Genomic DNA, 18,799 nt, shown 5'->3' with positions numbered 1-18,799 from the left:
AAGAAATGATTTTTTCAAAAATAGCGAGTGAAGAAAAATCTTTACAGGATCACATTCCCATTCTCCGGATTGAGAAGGATGTGGTTATTTTAAAAGATGGAAGAGTAGGGAAGGGGTTTTTAATTCAAGGAGCGAATTTTGAATCTCTCCATGCAAGTGAGTACGAGAACTTTTGTAAAATGTATGAGGCTGCTCTTGGAGCATTGCCACAAGACTACATCGTCCAAAAGGTGGATGTGTTTCACAATGCCTATTATCCAAATGGACGAAGTGATAAGAAAGAAACTACCTTTTTTGAGAGACAAACACTTAACTACTTTGCTTCAAGAGCGGTTCTAAGACAGGAGAGCTATTTATTTATTATCAGCAACAATATTACCAACAAAAAGAGAAACCCTTTTTCAACCACCTTTTCACTAGGAAGCCAATTATTGGGGAAGGATTTTAAAGGCATTGAGAAGAGAGTAGAAGAAATTAAAATCAATGCAAAAAGTTTTTGCGAAACCATTTCCTCAACATCCAGTGTTTCTTACAAAGAACTAACAGCAGAAGAATTAGAAATTGTATATGGACAATTTCTAAATGTGGACTTTAGAAATAAAAATAGCAGGCCGGAAAAAGGATTTTACAATCATGAAAACTCCTTAATAGTAGGGGAGAAGAAGGTAAACATAATCTCTTTGCAAGAGCAAGGCGATGAATTATTTTACTCGGTGCCTAATCATTTAGGAATAGATTCTCCGTTTACATGGCCTTTTGGAATTTATTTGCAATTTCCTCACCTCACAGTAACCAGTTGGTATGTAGATAATACGGAAAAGGAATTGCGCAATTTAGATTCGCAGAAGAGACAGAACAATACACTAAAAAAGTTAGGTGGGCAAAGTGCTATTGCCAAAGCGGAAGAGTTAGAAGAGTTTACGTTACAAATAAGAAAAGAACAAAGTAAACTTTGTTCTGTCTCGTTTCAGGTTGTATTATTCACTGCCAATGATACGTTAAGAGAAAAGAATATTCAAGAAACATGCGATGCATTCCGTTCTCTTTATGGAGCAAAACCACTGGTAGAAACTTTTGATAATGCTAACCTGTTTTTCTCTTGCTTACCTTTTGGAGCATCCAATAGTCTTCGATGGATATTAATGAGAATAGACATGGCAAGTTGTTATGCGAATTTCACCTCTGAATTTTTAAGTGCAAGAGATGGGGATTATGTGTGCGATAGATTTAGGAATTTAGTTTACATCAACCTTTTTGATAGACAACTCAACAACCAAAACTCCATTGTAATCGGACCATCGGGTTCTGGAAAATCCTTTACAATGGGACACTTTATTTTGCAACGCTTTGAACGTAAGCAGCGACAAATCATTATCGATGTTGGAGGAACGTATAAAAATTTAGTGGATATTTTGGAAGGGAAGTATTTTGAATACAACCCGGAAAATCCAATTTCATTTAATCCTTTTATTACCGATAAGATTCATGGGAAATACCGAGTTACGGATGAAAAGGTTGGTTTTATCATTGGATTATTGACCTTGCTTTGGAAGCCATCCGGCACTAAATTATCAAATGTGGAATGGAGTCTTATGCAAGATTTAATTCCAAGATTTTATACCCAGCATGAAGCGAGCTCTTCTGAAATACCAACGCTGACTCATTTTGCAGCGTTTTTAGTTGACTTTAAAAGTCAATTAAAGTCCGATGCTTCCTTAAGCGACAAGTTTTCACGCTTTGATATTTCTGAACTTTCGATTTGTTTGGAGCCTTTTGTAACAGGAAGATACAAGGCACTTTTAAATAGTAAGGAGGTTTTAGATATTTCAGCCTACCCACTTGTTTGTTTCGACCTTGCTAGAATCAAGGAGGATATACGATTGTATCCAATTGTGACGATGCTCCTTACTGAACTTACCTTAGATACCATTCGTAAATTCCCTGACGAGGTAAAATACTTTACCATGGACGAAGCATGGAGTATGCTATCCGATGCTATGGGAGATTTTGTTCAAAACATGTACCGAACGGTGAGAAAGAACAATGGGTCTATTACCATTATTTCCCAAGATGTAGATGTGATTGTCAAGTCATCCATTGGAAAAGCCATCATCAATAACGCGGAAACTAAAATTATTTTAAATCATACCGACCAAACATTGATAGAAGAGTTAGGAATCCACTTGGGCTTTACCAAAGAAGATCTTGGTAAAATCTATTCTCTTCGTGTGAATCCGGATTGCAGAGAAGTTTTCATTAAGCAAGGAGGAACTTCCTTTGTTTTTGTTATCGAAGCGCCACCAAGCGAATATGCTGTTGTAACTTCTAATCCTGTGGAAAGAAATCATTTAGTTCGCTTAAAGAGTTTTTATAAGGGAAATATTGAATTTGCAGTAAAGCAATGGGAAGAAGATAAACTTAACAAAGCGATTGTCTAAATGAGTTTCATTCTATTACAATACACGAATGCGAATACTACCCATGGGGGAATTACCAACATTACTGCCCTCTATAATGCCGCCCTAAGTGCGTCAGGGGATATACAGCGCATCTCCTTACCTCTAGTTGGTCTTGCTGTGCTTTTGCATTTCTTTATCATTACTACAAAAATTCTTACTGGACAAAGAGAATTTGATTTTTTAAGTTCGGGAAAATTATTCCTTCTGCTACTTTTTCTAACCAATTATTCTGAGGTGATGGGCTGGATAAATGAAATCATTCACTATTTCACTGATGCCATTGACCATAAATTTATGAATTGGAGCAGTGGAAAATCTATAACGGAAATTTACAGTGGATTTCAACAGGAATACAAAGCCAAATACGGTGAACCATCCATGTTCGATAATTTTACAGAATATTTAATCCTTGGCGTAACGCATTTGACCATCTTGGTATCACGTTCAATTATCTATTCTATTCGTGAATTGTATATGGCATTTCTATTGGCAGTAGGTCCTTTGGCTGTTCTAATCTCCATGTTCCCCGGGTTTGGGTCAAACATTGGGAACTTCATTCGTTATTATTTTTCGGTAGCATTTTGGGCAATCACACTTGCCGTGTTGGATTTGCTTTTGTATAAATATTTAGAAAACTGTGCATCCACCAACGACAAGGAAGGATTTTTTGCAGTGAATATTGGGATGTGTATTTGCTACATAGCAGCACCTTACTTAACTGGAAGATACGTGTCAGGAATGGCAAGTCAATTCATGTCTAAGTTTGCACAGAGCGGTACATCCATGGGCAGGTTCGCAGGTCAATTGGCCTCGGGGGCTGCGCCTATGGCAGGGCAAGCCATTAGAGGCACAACTTCAGCAATGGGCTCCATGGCAGACAAAGGGGGTCTATCTAGAACCGCCCAAGTATTAAAGGGAGAAAAATCACTAGGTAAAGCAGCAGGAGAAGGAGTAAATGCACTCAAACAAAATTTTTCCGCTATCCGTAATCAAATAAAAACAAATCAAGGAGGATAATATAAGAATGGAAACAACAGACTTTTTAAAAACCATCAAGACCATGAAAAACATCGTGGTTATTACCATCGCACTGGCATTCATCACTTGCCTAGTTTTTGCAGGACTTTATATAAAAGCCACCTCTGAAAACGGAGAGAAAATTTATGTGGTATCTGATGCAGGAACATTTCTAGCAAAAAGAAATGAGCTAGGCATGCGTTATGATTTTGAAATTAAAAATCACGTTCGCCTTTTTATGCAAGATTTATTGGAAGGAGACCAATATACCTATACCCAAAACATGAATCAGGCTCTTTCATTAATTGATAACGAAAATGGGAAACGTATTTATGACCAGATGCAACGAGGTGGATTTTACGATTTGTACAAAAGAGAAAATGCACATACCAAAGTAACCTTTGATTCTATCCGAGTGGATATGTCTGCTAGACCATATAAAGTAAAGGCTTACCTAAAACAGGGAATCTATTGGGCAGGATATTCTAAGGATATTCCCTATGGTGCTATTATGGAAATTGTAGAAGACAGTCGCAGTGAAAAGAACCCATTTGGACTTCTAATTACCAATTTCAATTTTATTGAATATGCTGTTTCCTCTTCCATTAGAACTCCACAAGACAGTATCAACTAATGAAAAGAATAGTCATCGTCCTACTTTCGCTTGTTAGTCACCTGCTTTTGTCACAAAACAATAAGCAGATTGATACCATTTATTGTGATTCCAAAAACACCTCCTATCTTATTTTTTACGATAAAGTAGAATTGGTGGATGTTGGGAACCCTGATAATTATGTGGCTCAGATTGAGGAAAGCGCGATTTTTGTAAAGGCCTTAAAACCATCGGTGGAACCAACTACGATTTTGGTAAAAATTGGTAAGAATTTTCATTTTGGAATTTTATTAGGGCTTGAAAGAAACAATAAAAACTACTATGACTTTACGAAATTAAATGGCGGTGGGGAAGAAAAAAACACCAAGGGCATAGAAGCAGCGAACTCTTCGGAAAAAAAGAATCCACTTGACCTAACAGCTAAAATTGAAACCCTACTAGCTACTAAAAATGAGATGCACACCCTGGGTTCTGTTTCTAAATTTTTAGAAACTTCTATTCCTGTGATCAGAAATGACAAGGAGTATACGTACTTAAAATTAGTAGTGAAAAACAAAAGTTCTATTCCTTATAAGGTAGATTTTATTTCGTTCCAATATTTTGAAGACCAGAAAAAAGGAGTAGGAAAAAAAAGAAAGAAAGTTCCTCGCGATGAATTTCCAATCAATGAAAATAAAGTAAAAGAAATTGAAAGTGGGCAAACCGTTGCCATTCCCTTTGTTATCAAATCCTATGCGCTCTCCAATAATGGCTATTTGATGGTACTTGTAAGAGAGGCCTCCGGCAATAGGGTATTGAAAATAAAAGTGGAAGGATCCATCATTCAAAAAGCACCTCAATTTTAAATCATGAATAATAAAAAGTTAACGAACATTCTTACATTTTCCCTGGGTGGATTGCTCGTGCTTTTTATTGTGGTAAGACTGATAAATAAGAATGCAAAAGAAAAGGTTACGGAGCTAGAACCAATCAACTTAAATTACGACCCTCAAAAAGAAAAGGAAGTTTCAAAAATACAGCAGATAGAAGAAGAAAAGCGAAGAAAAGAAAGTGATGCGTACAGCGATAAATATTTAACACCCAATTATAATTCCTTGTTTTCAAAAACTGCCGAAATGGGAACGGATGGCAGGAATCCAAGTGGAAGTGAAAGAAGCACTTCAACCACCTATGAGTCGCAGTCTTCTTTTAGCAAAACAAGTGACCCAACTAATTTAGGTTTTGAATCTGAGTTTTTAAAGAATAGGGAGAAGCAGCAAAATTCAACTACCGAAACTCCCCCTATCACCTCTCTCCAAGAAAACGAGAAAAGCGCACCAACTACCAAAAATCCTTTTGGGACAGTGAAGAAAAGCGGTACTGAAAAAATGGAACCAGTACCAGAAAAGGAGCTATTTTCTCAAGGAGAAATTTACGGGGATCAAAAAATAAGTCCTAACGGTGCAGCAACTATTCGACTTTTGGAAGCCATAACCTATAAAGGAAACTTCTTTCCTAAGAATTCCATTCTGTATGGTCAAGCAAATTTTTCAGACAACAGGGTCTATATAAAGATTAATCGCATTAAATGTAATTTTGGAGAATTTCCAATTGCCCTTTCTGTTATCGACAACGATAGAATAGCAGGGATATACTATAAAGCTCCTGTTGATGAATCTGTCAAGAATACTTCTTCCGATGTGAACATTCCTACCGTAGGAAGGTATGGGGCAGTCGTGAAGGATGTAACCGAAAAGGTTATACAAGAAGGAAAAAATTATTCAAAGAATTCGCAAAGCCTTTCCTTAGAAGACGGCTATAAGATATTTTTAACAACTGAAAAAAATTAAGATGAAGAATTTATACCTACTCACATTTTTACTTGCAACAACAATCACCTTGCCTGGGCAAGTGATTACTAGTGATCCTATTCAAGAAGGGCAAAATAAAGTGATGATAAAATTGCAAGCCCAATCACTATGGAATGCCGTGGACCAATTTAAAAAGATGAAGGAGCACTATGATGTAGCTGTACGCACGAAGGAGCAAATTGTAGAATTGAGAGATATGGCTCTAACCATCGAGGAGCGATTGAAAGAAGTTGGGGATATAAAAAATTTAAGACTCAACAATATTGGTGCAATACTCGATCGGGTAATGAGTTTAAAAGAAGGTCGTCAAGTATTTATGGCCAATAAGTTTATGGATATTGCCAGCACCTTTGAATCAGCATTTTTAAAACTTGATAATTCTGAGATTTACGAAAATTCCTATTCGGGAGTTGCAAGTAGTTATAGCGCTACCTTGGATAACCCTAGAGAAAATGTCCGTTCGGTGCAAACCAAAATTAATTCTTTAAATAGTTATTTAGAAGAGGCAACTAAGACTTCCATGGTTGCCGATGCGCAAAACCAAAAAATGAAAATGAATCTAGCCATTCAATACAAAGCCATTTCGGATGAATTAATAAAAGTGGCAAAAGAGTTAAATGTTGCCATCAATATCGAAAGCGCAATCGCATTAGATCCCGGGCAACGTATGGAAATGATGGACAAGGTTTTGAATCTTCAAATAAAAGCAGCAGAACTGGAAGAGCGGTCTGCCCAATTGTTAAAAGAAGCTACCACACCAACCGAAGAGTCTATGGCAATGGTTAGAGAGATGAGAATTAATTCACAGATTAAGCAAATGTCCCTACACAATTAATTCATGAAGAATTTTGTACACCTAATTTTCGCTTTACTCAGCGTTCCTCTCTTTGCGCAAGAGGCTCAAACAAATAGTGTTTCCTTGAAACATATTATGGGACAGCATGCTATTGATGCAGGATATAATTTTACTAAGCACGGAAGCGGACCCGCTATTTCCTATATCTACTACAAAACAAATAAAGATGTATTTGATATGGGACTAAATTCAGAAATAGGAAAAATAGGACTCACCAAATTCACTAATTATGGAGCAAGGCTGGTTTACAACCGAACACTTGGAAATGCAGAAGAGGTCGTATTCCTAAACTTTGGTGGGGGTTTAAAAACAGGAGTGGAATCTTATACAAACGAGTATTTAAAAATTGATGAATCCGTTTTCTATTATGGAGGATTGGTTAATTGTACGATTGAAATTTTGTTTTCAAAACGGCTTGGAGTCGTTTTAAAAGCAGACCAAAATTATATTTTGAATTCCAAATTAGGTGAATTGAATTGGCAATTGGGTGGAACCATAAGATATACATTTTAATATGCAAAGAATACTACTTACCATCCTTTCTGTTTTCCTACAGCTAGCGGCACTCAGCCAAAGCAAGGTATGGGACAAAACCTTTGGTGGACAGAATGACGATGCACCAATTTTCAACTATGTCGACAGCGCAGGGAATGTATATGTATTTGGGAATATTTCCTATTCTGCTATAAGTCTTGATATCACCACACAGTATGGCAACACGGATTTTGTGTTCATTAAGTACGATAAAAACGGAAATAAGATTTTTGATAAATGTTATGGAGGCAGTGGGGATGATGTACTTAAAAAAGTAATTGTTGATGGAAATGATTTCTATTTGATTGGTCTTTCTGATTCTCCAATCAGTGGGGTTAAGACTGATCCAGTTTCTTGTTCGCCCTACAGCAAAGAAATGTATTACTTCAAAATAGATTTAAATGGGATGATAATATCCCAAGATAATATTTGCTTGCCAAATGTTGTGTCCTTCTACAATGCCGGATTGAATCCAATTCGACCCGAGGAAGTGTATGATTTTAGATTGCTTTCTAATGGTCAATTTGCTGCACTTTTACTTGCGAGTAACTATACACTTGGCGCAAATAATGAAACCATGATTGTGGCAATCAACTTCAATTCAAATTTACTTGCAAACACATCAGGGGTTGTTTACAGTTTTTATACTAGCTATTACACTAATTCAACTTTTGAAAAATTTTACGGTGGTAAAATAATTCAAATTCCCACAGGAGATTATGTAATTGGGCTTACGCTGACGATGGAAAATTGGACAGCAGGAAATTACCCCAGTTACTTATATGATAGAACCTATATTTCAACGGTTATTAGTTTAGATGCAGGCATGTCTTCACTCCAATCGCAAAGATATTTATTCAATAACTACCGTGAATCCTTTTTTGAAGATATCATCTATTTCAATAACAAAGTGTATGTGGTAAGTACGATGTATCCCTATAACAGTACAACCATAAACATGGCTGCCAACAGTGTTGGTTCTTCCTATGCATGGGGTTCACAGATAGTAAGACAAAGTCCTGCTCGTTGCAATAATGGACAAAAAGATTTAGTGGTACACAGACTCAACACAAACCTAAGCTACGACAGTGATTTTTCGTTTGGAGTAAATGGCACTTTGAAGTATTCCTCTTTTGCTATTGATACGGCAAATCAAGTTTTTCATTTGCTAACTTCAACTGATGCAAATGCAAGTTTTGACAAATCGCAAAACGCAAAGGGGGGATTTGATTTTTGGCAATTAAATGTACAATTAGGTACTTCACTGGTAAAATTAGACGACCGAACCTATGGTTCTTCAGGGGATGATTTCGGCTCTTCGGTATTTAAAACTTCCAGAGGTTTTTATTTGACAGGGAGTTCAAGCGGTGGAGTAGGTGGCGACAAAACACAAAGCTTACGTGGAATGAAAGATATTTGGAACCTAACACTGTGTTCTGCTCCCCGATGGCCTGTTATAAAAAATGCCGGGCAAATATTCAACTTATGGGTTCCCTACGCATGTACAGGGAAACCAAAACTTTTACAAATTGATTCCGTCAACACTTCGCTCAATTACAATTGGTATTCCGTTCCCTCCGGAGGGAGTCTAATTGATACGGGTATATTTCACACCACTGCCGTAGTATCTACAACAAATTCGCCCATCTATGTAGAATCCAACAATGGTCTTTGTTCCTCTCAACGGATGCCGGTATTTATTTCGCCAATTGCAACACCCCAAAAACCAACCATTGTAACTCCTTCCATTGTTTGTTTGCGGGACACCTTAACACTCTCAGCTATTAGGGATACAGCCACAAACCCATTTCCCATTTACTATTCGCTTTGGTATGATTCTTTAAAAAATCAAGTAAGTAGTGGATCCGATTTATTTACAATCTCTAACATTTCAGCACCTGTAAAGATGTTTCTTTCTACGCGCGATTCTATGCCGGGGGGGATTTCCCAAGGATACTCCTATTCTTCCTTAGTATGTCAAAGCACGTTAGATTCCACTACTGTTGTTCCTGATGTAGTGCCAACACCCATTATTAGTAATCCTAATCCTACTTGTTTTGGTAGTACAATTACCCTTAGTGTAAGCAATGCAGGAGTACTTGCCTCCTATTGGTATTCGCAATCCACTAGCCAATTGGTTCATCAAGGAAACCCATTTCTTATTCCTTCTATGGTTTCCAATGATTCATTTCAAGTGGTACTTCAAAAGGCGAATGGCTGCCGATCACTTGCAGACACCATCACAATTTTACTGGAGAAGCCCATTGCCGGTTTTTCTGTTTCCCCCACCCAGCTCAATGCCGGGGACCCTATTCAATTTATCAATACATCCCAAGGCATTGCTTCATCCAACTGGAATTTTGGAGATGGGGGTATTTCCTATAACCAAAATCCTTGGCACTATTACAATATCCCTGGAACGTTTTCGGTGCAACTAATTGTTACTTCAAGCACAGGGTGTATGGATTCCATTCTAAAGCCAAACTTAATTTTTGTGAATCCTTATTTGGGAATTGATGAAAGCAGTGCTAACATCCAATTGTACCCAAATCCTGCAACCACTGCGCTCACCATTAATGGCCTTTTTGAAATGAGCCATTTAACGCTTACAAATTCCATGGGACAACTTATTTTAGAACTCGATTTAACCTCTGGGGAAAATACACTTGCACTCGATCAATTTGCCAGAGGTATGTATTATCTACAACTTACAACTCCTACTAAAAACTTTGCAAAAACAATACTCATTCACTAATGAAAAAATATTTATTATTTCTGTTTACTCTACTAGTTTTCATCTCTTGCGATAAGCGAAAGGATTTTGGAGAAACCCTAAACAAAACTCCGGAAGTACAAGTGGCTCCGGCTGATTCGTTTTTTTACACTTTTTCTGCCACTAGAAGAGACTCGATTAAAACCACAAAGGTAAATTCTGCAAGTTACTTTTTTAAGATAAGCGATGAGGATGAAAAAATTGAACCCATTGTTGAATTTCCAACCACAGCCATCAGTTACTCTATTGACTATTCTCAATCAAAAATTACCTTCTTTGGTTTTCAATTAGGAAACTACGATGCGGTTATTACAGCAGTCGATAAATATGGTGTTGAAGCATCTCCGGCTCGAATCAACTTTGAGAGTTTTGTAAATAAAAATCCTATTGCTTCTCTGAATTATTTTATACTTGGAATTCTAGATCCTCGAGAATATATTTTAAATGGGCAGTTTTCATTTGACCCTGATGTTCGTTTTGGAGGTGGGATAGTAGAATACACTTTTAAAGTGGGAAGCAGTTACACTGTTGTTACACCCAACCCATCCATCAAATATATTTTCCCAAGCGCAGGAACCTATCCAATTTCCCTTCAAGTGAAGGACAATGATAATAGCACTTCGGTTTGGATAAATACTACTGCGGTTATTCCATAGTCTCTTTTAAAAATAGAAATGTAACTTTGCTTAATCCAAGCAATGTAACGTAACCCAATATTTATACCCAATAATTGCTTTTTCCCAAGTCTTCAATTTTGTTAAATCACGCTTATAATATTTTGGTAAAACCAGCTTATTAATTTTAGCTAGAAGTTGAAAGATGTTTTTTTTCATTATAAGTGATTTATTCAGGGAGCAATATAAACTTAATTAGGATTAATATTTAATTCAGGAAACTGCACTTCATCCATAATTTCAGGGATATTGGAATTTTGATCACGCGAAGTTATCAATTTAGAAATGGTATGTGCTTTCATTTGCTCCTCTGCAAACGGGTCGCTGAATTTCAAAATATCTTCTTTACTAATACTCGCATCCAACCATGTTTTCTCTAATTCCCTATGCAGAATTACAGGCATGCGCAATTTGGAGTTATGGATTTTTGCCATTAAAGGATTGGCTTCCGTTGTACAAATTGAAAACGTATTTACTATTTCTCCTGTGGATTTATCAACCCAAGAATCATGTATTCCTGCAAACGAAAAAATAGGCGCTTGTTTCAAAGAAATAAAGTAGGGATATTTCTTCTTATTAAATTCTCTCCACTCAAAAAACCCACTCGCAGGAACTAAACATCTTCTTCTCTTAATTGCATCCCGAAAGCTTGGTTTCTCAAATGCAGTTTCAATGCGGGCATTCAAGGTATTTATCCTCAATTTTTTTGCTGTCTCCATATCCTTCACCCAAAAAGGAATCAGTCCCCAATTGAGCAAACTAAGCTCCTTCGGTTTTGAATCCAATACAACAGGCAGTTTTGGAAAACTAAAAGCATTGATATGATATATTGGTTCCCACCCTACAGAAATATTTCCTAAATCGTAATGTTCTATTAATTCCTTTTCGGTGTTTACTAGAGTGTAGTGGTAGCACATGGTTAAATTGTTAGGAACTCGTATCCAAAAGTACTATTTACGAATAGAATAGAATATATTTGGATCCAAAATAATATTATCTTCTTACACATAGATTTGCACAAATTTTATGACGATACACAAAACGGTATTTGACAAAGGTTTTCGGATAGTTCCAGCAGACGAAGAGTTCGAGTATCAGAAAGACTTAACTGCAAAACTTGACACGACTACAGAATTGTTTGACCAACAAATAATTAATGAAATCGTATTATGGAAAATTAACCGCTATGCGAATGTTGACGGTGAAACCTTGAAATTGCTCAACGAAATAGACCCAAACTCAAAAGTACTTGATATTGAAAAGACAAGAAGAATAGTCAAGATACTTATTAATATAAAAGGAATACAACTTCCAATGGCTTCGACAATTTTGAGATTTAAAAACAAGAATATTTATCAAATTATTGACCAACGAGTTTATAGAATAATTTACAAGGATAAAAAACTGATTCTAAAGACACATCTTAACGACACGAACCTAAACGAAATGGTTGACCTTTATCTTCAATATTTAAAAGACTTAACAGAAGTTTGTAAACAATTTAAAATACCATTTCACAAATCAGACCGTATACTATTCATGGTAGACAAACGAATTAATAAGGACATCCCACTCGACAATTATTCAACTAAGTCATAAGAAATAGATCGAAAAAATAGAAAACATGGGAAAAATAGAATTGAGAAAGACCAGAAAGCAAAGTAATAAAATTGATTTAAGAAACTGGAAACCTAAAAGGAAATCAATAGTACTAGAGAATCAAGTAGCAGTTGCAATAATTACTTTTAAGGGATTTAAAAACAAAAGGAATGATAATATACAGTTAATTAAAAGTGATAAACTTAAACAAGCTGAAATTAGAAGAGATAATAGAAAACAATTAATTACTATACTTAAACCCTTTAAGTATGTTGAAATGCCATTTAGTAAAGATTTTTTCAGAGTTACAGCTAAGGTATCCGACTTTATAAAACTACAACAGAATCCGATAATAGACGAGATTTCCATTTCTGAAATTAAAAATGCAATTAATCTTATCGATCTAGAAAGAGAGAAATGGAGAAAAACAAAATGTATTTTTACATTTAAGATTCAGCTTGATAGAATCTCTAAAAATAAGAACATTAGAAAGAGCTGCATTATAGTACTATCGACAAAGACGCATTCATACACAATTGCTCGAGCTAGAATCCAAAAATATTGCGAAAATGATATAAATTGCAAAGATTACGATAGAAAAATTATTGGTTATGCTATTGAAGATTTAGATACATTCTCAAAGGGCTTTGATCAAAATGGAGTAGTTGCTCTTTGGCAAGATTTCAATTCACCAATAAGTAAGTTAAACCAAAAAGAAAACCAGTATTTGGGCTCACCGCTCAGACTATTATAGTAAATAAGACCAAAGGAAATAATAAATGGAAGTTAAAATTTGTATAAAGGTCCGAAATCCAGAATGGTATTGGACTGCTAAAGATATAAAAGATAGCAAGGGTTACTATGAGGAATGGAAGTTACTAAATGAAGATAAGGTATATAAGCATGTGAACTTTGTTGAATTTGAGTTCAACTTTCCTGTACTAAATTATGAAGACACCAGAAACGGAGAAATCAATGTTTTATACGGAGAAATAGATGAACAAACCAATCTCCCCGAATGGAAAGTTGCCAAGTTTACGAATATGACAGTTGCGCGATTTAAAGGTGAAATTAAATCTGAATATGTTGCTTTATCAAATGACATAATCCATCAATTCATAGGAGCGAAAAATAAAAAAGGAAAATTATATTGGTACTTCTATATAAAGGAAGATATAGAGTGTAAAAAACTAGATGAAAACATTTGGTTGTCCGAAGAACAAACAAAAATATTTGGTTCAAAGAGCATTATTTACCCCTTCAGCAAAGAGATTGCAGTAAAAAAAACGGGGTGTAGCATTTAATATTTAAGAAGCTAATGCAAACTGATAAGAAACCGTCTAAAAAATTCTTGAACAATTTGTATAAGAAATTTAGAAAAGATCAATCAATTTATATCCCTAGTATAATTATTTCAATTCTAATAATTGCAGCCTGGTTCTTCACCCTATTTGTTTTAAAGGAAAGGGCAAATAGAGGAACCTTTGGTGATATGTTTGGATCAATTAATGCATTATTCTCCGGCTTAGCATTTGGGGGAATTATTTTAACCATCTTGCTTCAAAGAAAGGAGTTGGAACTTCAAAGAAAGGAATTAAGGCAAACTAGAAAGGAATTTAAAATCCAAAATGAAACATTAAGACTCCAACGATTTGAAAATACATTTTTCAGCCTTTTGGAATTGCACCATCAAATTGTAAATAACATATACTATTATACATCTCAAAACAAACCTGGATTAAAAATGGCTTTAAGTTCGAGCCAGGAATCTATCACAATTAAAGGTCGCGATGTATTTGAGGCGAGATTCGATCAATTGTTTAAGCACCTTAATAAAAATAGAACATCCCAAATTGATATAACCTATATGAGTTACTACCCAGTAGTTCAAATGGATTTTGGTCACTATTTTAGAAATCTATATCGAATAATAAAGTTTGTCCATAACACAGAATTTGTTTCAATAGATTATATTCCAACAGAAAATGAATTGGAAGGTTTTAATTCACTGAAAGGATGGGAAGAGGAAAATTACAAGATTCGATATAAATATACTTCAATGGTAAGGGCTCAACTTTCAGATTATGAACTATTATGGCTATTCTATAATTGTTTAAGTATAAATGGATCGGAAAAATTTAAACCGTTGGTAGAACAGTATTCTTTACTAAAAAATTTACCTGAAAATAAACTCCATCTAACCGACATCTTATCATCATATAAACCTGAAGCATACGGAAGGAGCTAATATTTTCTCTAAAACATAAAGACTAATTGGTTCCAAAGGCTTCAAAAAGGATTCATCAGATTATGCCAATAATCTTTGCACGATCCCCAATGATATTTAGCCAACCATAAACAGAAATCGCTATTTAAAAATTTCATTCAAAACCTGCGCCAATTGAAGGCCTCCTTTTCCGATAGATAATTCCACAAATGGTTTGTTGAGTTCCAGATACTTCTGACTTTCGGTCGGGTTTGGTAAGTCATAAGCCAATTCTAAATTCCTTCGGCTATCATTGAACCAATATGCTGCACCTCCGTTGGTATAAAAAGATATATCCTCCTTGCTTTTTATCTTTAGTGCTTTAATACAACCCTCGGTTGTTACTTTGCCCTTTTCAATAATTTCCGAATCCCACACTTTATGCAGATTCGTTCCCTTCCCAAAAAATTGTAATTGAACTGTGTTGCCTCCCTTGTCCTCTGCATACCCACAATGCAAGGGTTGATGAATGTCTCCCATCAAATGAAATAAGATAAGCAAATCGGTTTTACTTGGCTTCTTCTTTAACTCTGAAATTACCTCCTCCAACTTATTTACGATATTTTCTCCTTTCTGCTTTTCATAATTTTTCCCTTTTTCTTCATTAGCGTAATGCCATGGCTTCATATAATCGTAAGTGGAATTACTCCTCATTTCATCCATCCAAACCGATGCTTCTTCCCAACTCATGGTACCTAAATATTTATTCACGGAATCTTCAACGCCCGGATTTAAAAAATGTTTAGCTACCTGCACCGTCATCTTATGTCCCTCCGCTCCCCAAGCAAATAGGCGATGGGGAAGAAATAGGGTAGGGGTGAGGAAAAATAAAATTTGTAAAACTCGTAAGCGAATCATATAAACAAAAGTAAACATTATTGGGGTTAAATTTTGATTACTACATTTTATAGCAAACTAATACTACAAATTGTAGTATTTTTAAAATATGGAAAAAATTGAGCCTACACAAGGATTAAAAATTACACCAATAAATGGTTTGGAACTAAAAAAAATAAGTATACCAATTCTTAGTAGTAAGGTGCCTGCCGGGTTTCCTTCTCCGGCAGAAAGCTTTTTGGATGACCCAATTAACCTACACGACTTCTTATTTAAAAATCCTTCTTCAACCTATTGCTTTTGGGTTGAAGGCGCTTCCATGATAGAAGCCGGTATTTTGGATGGAGATCTAGTAATATGCGATTATTCTTTAGAGCCTCACAATGGAGATATCGTGGTTGGTGTTATTGATGGAGAATTTACATTAAAACAAATTCATGTTTCTTCAGGCAAATTATACTTAAAACCACGCAACGAAAAATTTAAACCTATTGAAATCACAGAAAACATGAATTTTAAAATTCATGGAATTATTACTAATACCATTCACACCTTTAGGAAATGAAACCCGTTTTTGCATTAGTTGATTGTAATAATTTTTATGCTTCCTGCGAACGTGCTTTTAACCCTAAGCTTGAAGGTAAACCCATTGTAGTTCTTTCAAACAATGATGGCTGTGTCGTGGCAAGAAGCAATGAGGCAAAAGCCCTCGGTGTAGAAATGGGCGTACCCGCTTTTGAAATAAAGGATTTGATTGAGAAAAAAAACATTCGGGTATTCTCCTCCAACTACGCTTTATATGGAGATATATCAAACAGGGTAATGAATACATTAAGGAATTTTACACCCAACATGGAAGTATATTCCATAGACGAATCCTTTTTACTCCTTAATGGATTCGAAAAATTCGACCTAATCAAGTATGCACAAAAAATTAGAAAGACAGTAATCAAACATACTCGCATTCCGGTAAGTATTGGTATTGCTCCAACTAAAGTGTTAGCAAAATTAGCTAATAAGAAAGCCAAGAAATCAATCACTGCAAATGGTGTATTGCAATTAGAAACCCCTGAACAAATAGAAGCCGTATTAAAAGAAACACCGGTGGAAGATGTTTGGGGAATTGGAAGGCAGCTAAGTAAAAAATTAAATTACTTCGGAGTAAAAACAGCGTATCAATTTTCAAAATTAGAAAGCTCTTGGGTAAGAAGACAAATGGGGGTTGTGGGGGAAAGGCTGCTAAGAGAGCTTAATGGTATATCCTGCATTCCACTTGAAGAAAAACCAGACCCCAAAAAAGGAATTGGGATTGCCAGGGGATTTGGAAAGTGTATATCGGAATACGGAGAACTAGAAAGTATGATGGCTGCATATGCAACAGAGATCAGCGAAAAGCTTCGTAAACAAAAATCGGTTTGTAATATTATTTCTGTTTTTATTCAAACAGATCCTTTTCAAAAAGATAAACCACACTATTACAATGGGAAAACAATGAACTTAAAAATTGCAAGTAATGATATGCGAGAAATCGTGCATTACGCAATGATTGGGTTTAATAAAATATACCGTCCTGGGTATGCCTATAAAAGAGTAGGTGTATTTGTAACGGCATTGGAGCCGGAAACATCCCTTCAATATAATTTATTCGACACCATAAATCGGGAACGAAGCTCTAAACTTATGAAGGCTGTTGACAAAATAAATAAGATAATGGGCAGGGAAACAATTAAGTGCGCAATACAAGGAGTTCAAAAAAGATTTAGGTTGAAGCAAGAAAAATTATCTCAACGGTTTACCACACGAATAGCAGAGTTTCCTAGGATTGTAATTGGGTAAAAGTTAAAGGGAGGAATAGATTAAATAAAACTTGCCAATTTTGGAAAGTTTTTGTATATTTGTATATGTACATCAAAGACCAAAAGGGTCAAAAGATTGTAGTTGAAATTAAGCCTGTTGAAGGTATAGACTATAAACTAATAAGTAAATCCAAGTTCTTTTTTAACTGGGAAACGGAGAAAAAGAGAAGCGTATTTAAACTTACAAAGTTAAATTCTGAAGAAATTTTGGGGTTAATTTCTTTGATCGTTATAAAAAAAGAAAAGCGAATTGAAATTAATTTGCTTTCTGTTTCAAAGGAAAACAGAGGAAGAAAGCAAAAGTATAAGGGAATAGCCGGCGCTCTGATTGCCTATGCATCCAGGGAGGCGATAAAATTATTTGGACACGAAGCATGTGTTTCTCTAACGCCCAAAACAGAATTAAAGGCTCATTATATAAACAAATACCAAATGCTTGATGCTGGCAGACAAGTGTTTTTAGAGGGTAGGTTCCTTACAAATATTATTAAAGAATATTTATCATGAAGATCGAAAAATTGAAAAACAAATACAGTAAAAAAGAGCTCTCCGATTCTTTTGTGTTTAGAAATAAACTTTCATTAAAAGAAAAAGGGGAAGCCACTAAGCAATTAAACGAAGCTAGAAAGGAGCTCAGAAGAGGGATTTCAGAAAAGGAAAAAACAATTGCCGATTTGCTTCAATTAAAATTTGTAATGGAAGATTATATAAATAATCCTTCGTATCGTTCCACAAAGTCATTTGCTTATTTTTTGAACCAATATACGGAGCTATTAGGAATCAGTAATAGGGTATTGGCTCATGAACTTGGGGTAAACGAAACCCTAACTAGTAGAATTTTAGGGCAAACCAGAAAGCCAACTGAAAGTTTGATTGTTCGCTTAGAAACACATTCCAATAAAACAATTCCCGCTATAACTTGGTATAAAGTTTTAGAGAAAGAAAATGAGTTTGCATTCCTTTCCAACCGCAAATTTGTACAAGAGGAAAGTAAGCATGTTCGAAAAAGATTAGCGATTTAAAATCAATGATAATAGACTTTACAGAGATTCCAAGTCCTCGAGGTCATTCAAAAGATAGGGATTCTTTTGAAAAATTTTCCCGAGATTTTTTGGAAAATCTTGGGTTTAAAGTTTTAGTAGGCCCCTCCAGGGGCCCTGATGGAGGAATAGATTTAAAAGTATTAGAAAAAACGGATAAGGGTGAGATACTTTGGCTTGTAAGTTGCAAGCACAATGCAAAATCAAAAAAGTCGGTCACACTAAATGATGAACCAAACATTAGAGATAGGGTTGAGTCATGGGATTGCGACGGATTTATGGGACTATACTCCACTATTGCGCATACCAGTTTAAATCTAAATCAAGAGCGATCAAAGAACAAACTACCATTCAAAATATTTGATAATGAATGCATAGAATCGCAAATAGTTGGTAATCCTACAATGGATAAACTATTCATGAGA

20 protein-coding genes are annotated in these 18,799 nt (G+C 35.4%); 18 read left to right on the top strand and 2 right to left on the bottom strand.

The window, feature by feature from the left end:
• Positions 1-5: 5 nt before the first annotated feature.
• From J0M08_06795 to J0M08_06755, 9 genes are read left to right on the top strand one after another with little or no spacing between them, the layout of a single operon-like run.
• A complete protein-coding gene (locus J0M08_06795; protein MBN8702753.1) occupies positions 6-2,438 on the top strand; it encodes a TraG family conjugative transposon ATPase in 2,433 nt (810 codons plus the stop codon).
• Positions 2,439-3,476 carry a hypothetical protein gene (locus tag J0M08_06790; GenBank protein MBN8702752.1) on the top strand — a complete coding sequence of 346 codons (1,038 nt, stop codon included), beginning with the start codon at positions 2,439-2,441 and terminating at the stop codon, positions 3,474-3,476. It abuts the gene before it with no gap.
• 7 nt (positions 3,477-3,483) lie between these two features.
• The gene (locus tag J0M08_06785) at positions 3,484-4,110 is read left to right on the top strand and encodes a hypothetical protein (GenBank protein MBN8702751.1); all 627 of its coding nucleotides are present in this window, start codon (positions 3,484-3,486) and stop codon (positions 4,108-4,110) included.
• A complete protein-coding gene (locus J0M08_06780; protein ID MBN8702750.1) occupies positions 4,110-4,934 on the top strand; it encodes a DUF4138 domain-containing protein in 825 nt (274 codons plus the stop codon). The genes J0M08_06785 and J0M08_06780 overlap by 1 nt, the downstream gene beginning before the upstream one ends.
• Before the next feature lie 3 nt (positions 4,935-4,937).
• The gene (gene traM / locus J0M08_06775; protein ID MBN8702749.1) at positions 4,938-5,918 is read left to right on the top strand and encodes a conjugative transposon protein TraM; all 981 of its coding nucleotides are present in this window, start codon (positions 4,938-4,940) and stop codon (positions 5,916-5,918) included.
• Position 5,919: 1 nt separating this feature from the next.
• Positions 5,920-6,774, top strand: a complete 855-nt coding sequence (locus J0M08_06770; GenBank protein MBN8702748.1) for a hypothetical protein — start codon at positions 5,920-5,922, stop codon at positions 6,772-6,774.
• 3 nt (positions 6,775-6,777) lie between these two features.
• A complete protein-coding gene (locus J0M08_06765) occupies positions 6,778-7,308 on the top strand; it encodes a hypothetical protein (protein MBN8702747.1) in 531 nt (176 codons plus the stop codon).
• Position 7,309: 1 nt separating this feature from the next.
• Entirely contained in the window at positions 7,310-10,084 is a 2,775-nt protein-coding gene (locus tag J0M08_06760; protein ID MBN8702746.1) for a T9SS type A sorting domain-containing protein, read from the top strand.
• Positions 10,084-10,758 carry a PKD domain-containing protein gene (locus J0M08_06755; GenBank protein ID MBN8702745.1) on the top strand — a complete coding sequence of 225 codons (675 nt, stop codon included), beginning with the start codon at positions 10,084-10,086 and terminating at the stop codon, positions 10,756-10,758. Before J0M08_06760 ends, J0M08_06755 begins: the two co-directional genes overlap by 1 nt.
• Positions 10,759-10,967: 209 nt before the next feature.
• On the opposite strand, the gene J0M08_06750 is transcribed toward J0M08_06755, so the two are convergent.
• A complete protein-coding gene (locus J0M08_06750; GenBank protein ID MBN8702744.1) occupies positions 10,968-11,693 on the bottom strand; it encodes an SOS response-associated peptidase in 726 nt (241 codons plus the stop codon).
• A 109-nt stretch (positions 11,694-11,802) separates the two neighbouring features.
• On the opposite strand from J0M08_06750, the gene J0M08_06745 reads away from it, so the two are divergent.
• The 4 genes from J0M08_06745 to J0M08_06730 are packed head-to-tail and all read left to right on the top strand — an operon-like array spanning position 11,803 to position 14,623.
• On the top strand, positions 11,803-12,375 hold the full coding sequence (locus J0M08_06745; protein ID MBN8702743.1) for a hypothetical protein: 573 nt from the start codon (positions 11,803-11,805) through the stop codon (positions 12,373-12,375).
• A 25-nt stretch (positions 12,376-12,400) separates the two neighbouring features.
• Entirely contained in the window at positions 12,401-13,129 is a 729-nt protein-coding gene (locus J0M08_06740; protein MBN8702742.1) for a hypothetical protein, read from the top strand.
• Positions 13,130-13,154: 25 nt separating this feature from the next.
• Positions 13,155-13,679, top strand: a complete 525-nt coding sequence (locus tag J0M08_06735; GenBank protein ID MBN8702741.1) for a hypothetical protein — start codon at positions 13,155-13,157, stop codon at positions 13,677-13,679.
• Between the two features lie 14 nt (positions 13,680-13,693).
• Positions 13,694-14,623, top strand: a complete 930-nt coding sequence (locus tag J0M08_06730) for a putative phage abortive infection protein (protein MBN8702740.1) — start codon at positions 13,694-13,696, stop codon at positions 14,621-14,623.
• A gap of 120 nt (positions 14,624-14,743) precedes the next feature.
• Here J0M08_06730 and J0M08_06725 read toward each other — a convergent pair whose 3' ends face one another.
• A complete protein-coding gene (locus J0M08_06725; protein ID MBN8702739.1) occupies positions 14,744-15,499 on the bottom strand; it encodes a S1/P1 nuclease in 756 nt (251 codons plus the stop codon).
• A gap of 88 nt (positions 15,500-15,587) precedes the next feature.
• Between J0M08_06725 and umuD the strand changes: the two genes are divergently transcribed.
• The 5 genes from umuD to J0M08_06700 all read left to right on the top strand — a co-directional run.
• On the top strand, positions 15,588-16,043 hold the full coding sequence (gene umuD, locus J0M08_06720) for a translesion error-prone DNA polymerase V autoproteolytic subunit (GenBank protein MBN8702738.1): 456 nt from the start codon (positions 15,588-15,590) through the stop codon (positions 16,041-16,043).
• Positions 16,040-17,314, top strand: a complete 1,275-nt coding sequence (locus J0M08_06715) for a Y-family DNA polymerase (protein ID MBN8702737.1) — start codon at positions 16,040-16,042, stop codon at positions 17,312-17,314. The genes umuD and J0M08_06715 overlap by 4 nt, the downstream gene beginning before the upstream one ends.
• 65 nt (positions 17,315-17,379) lie before the next feature.
• On the top strand, positions 17,380-17,841 hold the full coding sequence (locus J0M08_06710) for an N-acetyltransferase (protein ID MBN8702736.1): 462 nt from the start codon (positions 17,380-17,382) through the stop codon (positions 17,839-17,841).
• Positions 17,838-18,356 carry a hypothetical protein gene (locus J0M08_06705; GenBank protein ID MBN8702735.1) on the top strand — a complete coding sequence of 173 codons (519 nt, stop codon included), beginning with the start codon at positions 17,838-17,840 and terminating at the stop codon, positions 18,354-18,356. Before J0M08_06710 ends, J0M08_06705 begins: the two co-directional genes overlap by 4 nt.
• 5 nt (positions 18,357-18,361) lie before the next feature.
• The coding region (locus J0M08_06700) for a restriction endonuclease (protein ID MBN8702734.1) at positions 18,362-18,799 on the top strand (438 nt) is incomplete at its 3' end.

The sequence above is a fragment of the Bacteroidota bacterium genome, from assembly GCA_017303975.1.
Classification (GTDB): Bacteria; Bacteroidota; Bacteroidia; order JAFLBG01; family JAFLBG01; genus JAFLBG01.
Note: the sequence above shows the minus strand (reverse complement) of the source record. Positions and strands in the feature narration are given on the sequence as shown.